This window comes from bacterium (genome assembly GCA_026398675.1).
Lineage (GTDB): Bacteria > RBG-13-66-14 > RBG-13-66-14 > RBG-13-66-14 > RBG-13-66-14 > RBG-13-66-14.
This window is the reverse complement of the sequence record JAPLSK010000028.1, coordinates 1-2627: the sequence shown is the minus strand read 5'-3', so window position 1 is coordinate 2627 and position 2627 is coordinate 1. Positions and strand designations below refer to the sequence as shown.

Genomic DNA, 2627 nt, shown 5'->3' with positions numbered 1-2627 from the left:
GGGGCGGCCCCCAACGTTGCCCCATCCCCCCAATACCCCCCCTGCCCCCCCCCCCCCCCCCGCCCCTTCGCCCAGTCAAAACGGCCGACCACGGCGAGATGAAGCTGACGCACAACAACCAGATCCAAAAGATGTTCAACTTTTACGAGGAGACCATGCGCGTGCCCCTCATCTACAGCAACCCCGTCCTCTGGCCGACGCCCGTCTCGTCCGACGCTCTGGTGTCCCACGTCGACTTTGTCCCCACTCTGGCCACCCTGCTGGGCGCGCCGCCTGGCCTGGCCACCGCTGTCGGCTGGCAGGGCGTGTCGTACGCGAACAACGTCATCCAAGGCCCGGCCGCGCCGGCCGTCCAGGACGAGATCGTGTTTCTGTTTGACGACTTCCAGTACGGCCAGGCGGCCTACTTTGGCTCCCCCGTCCCGCCCAACCTGATCCGGTCCATCGTGGAGGACCGCTGGAAGTTCGCCGAGTATTACGACCCGACGGGGCGGCAGCCGTCCGAGTTCGAGTGCTACGACCTGCTGACCGACCCGGACGAGGTCGACAACCTGGCCTGGCCCGGGCGGGCGCCTCTGACCCCGTACCAGGCGGCCCAGAAAAACAGGTTGGCCGCCAAGCTGGCCCAAGTCGTCGCCCGCAAGCTGGTGCCGCGGTTGGGGGTGACGTGGCCGGTCGCCATCGCGTCGGCCGCCATGGTGACCACGGACGAGACCTCCCTGTCCCGGTCGGCCAGCGGTGCGGCCATGGGCCTGCCCGTGGGCGGCATGCCCGCCACGCCGCCCGGCGTCACTGTGCAGGTCGTCTACTCGCCGGTCGGCGGGTTTGGCGCCACCAACGCCAGCGCGCCCTGCGTGGCCGACGTCGAGTGGACGGTATACTCGACCCCGGGCATCATTGAGGGCACCGCCAAGGCCAAATGCGCGGCCCAGCCCGACGGCACGGTGACGTTTGACGGCGTGGCGTCCGTGGTTGGGGGGACGGGCGCGTGGCGGGGCCTGCGCGGGGACGGCCTCCTGTTGCGGGCGTCCGTGCCGCCGCCGCTGTCGGGGGGGGGCGGCACGCTGTCCATCAACGGGACGGCCGTGGTCAAGTCGCTGGAGTGATGATGCGAGGAGGGACAGTGTGTGCAATCCAATCCATCGCGCGCCACAGTTTCTCGCAAGACCGACAAACGACGCTCTTCTTCCGCGCCGCCGACATGAAGACGCCCCTGCTCGCCTTCGCCTCCTGCGTCGCGGCCGCGGCCGCGCAGGTGAGTGTGAGGAAACCGCGGGTGGGCGGGAAACTGTCCGCCCGTCCATCGTGCCCCGATGTGCGCGCGCCCGCACACACGGGGGCACATTGCGCGCCGCCCGCACGGTGCGGGGGCCCCGGCGCCGCGCCTGGCGCGCCCGCGTCGAGGCTTCATGGCAGGGTGCGGCGTGCTCTGCCCGGCGGGTCGGGGCGGCGGCGCGGACACGTGACGGGGCAGGGATGCCGTGCGTGCGTGCGTTATCTCACGCGAGCGCGGGGCTGTCGTTGGGGGCGTGCGTGACCGACCTCTTCCCCCATCCACCCCACCCCCAGCCTTTGTTCGTCAACAAAACGCAGACCCTGAAGCGCGCGGCCGTCGGCGCGGGCGACAACCTGCTGCAGTACGTGCCCCCCCTGAAGGCCGGCCTGGCGGCGGCGGCGGCGGCCGCGGTGCAGCAGCTGGCCGACGCGCCGTTTGACCCGGCCACCGCAGACTGGGCCAAGACATACACCGGCTACCCTCAGCCAGTGACGGACGGCACGATCCTGTGCTTGTCCGACTTTGCGGTGTGCGCGTTCGCCAACTGCACCGTGTCGTTCCAGTCGGACCCGCCCGTCGCCGAGTGCGGGTGCCTCCCCATCCGCGCGGCCGTCCCCGGGCCCAGCAAGCCCAACGGCCTGCCCGTGCCCTCGCCCTACAACCAGATGACCATCGGCAACATCCTGGACGCCAAGCTGCGGGCGGCCACGGTCAAGCTGTGCGGCAATGGCACGAGGTGCCTGCCGGGCGCCGCCCCGTTTTGCGCGGAGCTGCTGCCGTCCGCGGCGACGGGGCGGCCCACCATGTACGGCGGCTGGTTCGACCTCATCTCCACGTACTCGCCGACGGCCTGGACGACCGCCGACACGGCGCCCGGCTCGGGTCAAGGCTTCCCCGGCGGCGCGATCACGTGCAACCAGGGCGGCGCGCTGGCCGAGTGCAACGGGGCGGCGTGCCTGAACCGGCCCGCCTTCAACGGGCTGCCCGTGACGTGCTACTGCCCGGTGTACACGCCGCCGCCGGGGACGCCGTTCTTCGTGGCGGGGCAGGGGGCGACGTGCTCGGGGTTGCCGTACGTGCAGAACGGGGGGCTGGGCAGCCCGTAGTGTGTGGCTGTGGCTTGGAGACCAGTGGCCGTGTAACCGGCGCGTGGTCGGCGACGGGCCTGGAAACCTGGGGAAGGGCCTATGGGAGGGGTCGGGGGGGGGCTTGTACTGGCTCTCGCCGCGACGTGCGAGCCAGTGCGCCTTTTTTTTTTGATTAGGGTCAGGGTTAGGGTTAGGGTCAGGGTTAGGGTTAGGGTTAGGGTTAGGGTTAGGGTTAGGGTTAGGGTTAGGGTTAGGGTTAGGGT

Annotated in this window: 2 protein-coding genes; both read left to right on the top strand. The window is 70.4% G+C overall.

Annotation, left to right across the window (positions count from 1 at the left end; all coding sequences use genetic code 11):
- Positions 1-1106: sulfatase-like hydrolase/transferase (locus NTW26_00380; protein MCX7020730.1), on the top strand; the 1106-nt coding region annotated here is incomplete at its 5' end.
- A gap of 379 nt (positions 1107-1485) precedes the next feature.
- Complete coding sequence (locus NTW26_00375; protein ID MCX7020729.1) at positions 1486-2382, top strand: hypothetical protein; 897 nt, start codon at positions 1486-1488, stop codon at positions 2380-2382.
- The last annotated feature ends 245 nt before the right edge of the window (positions 2383-2627 follow it).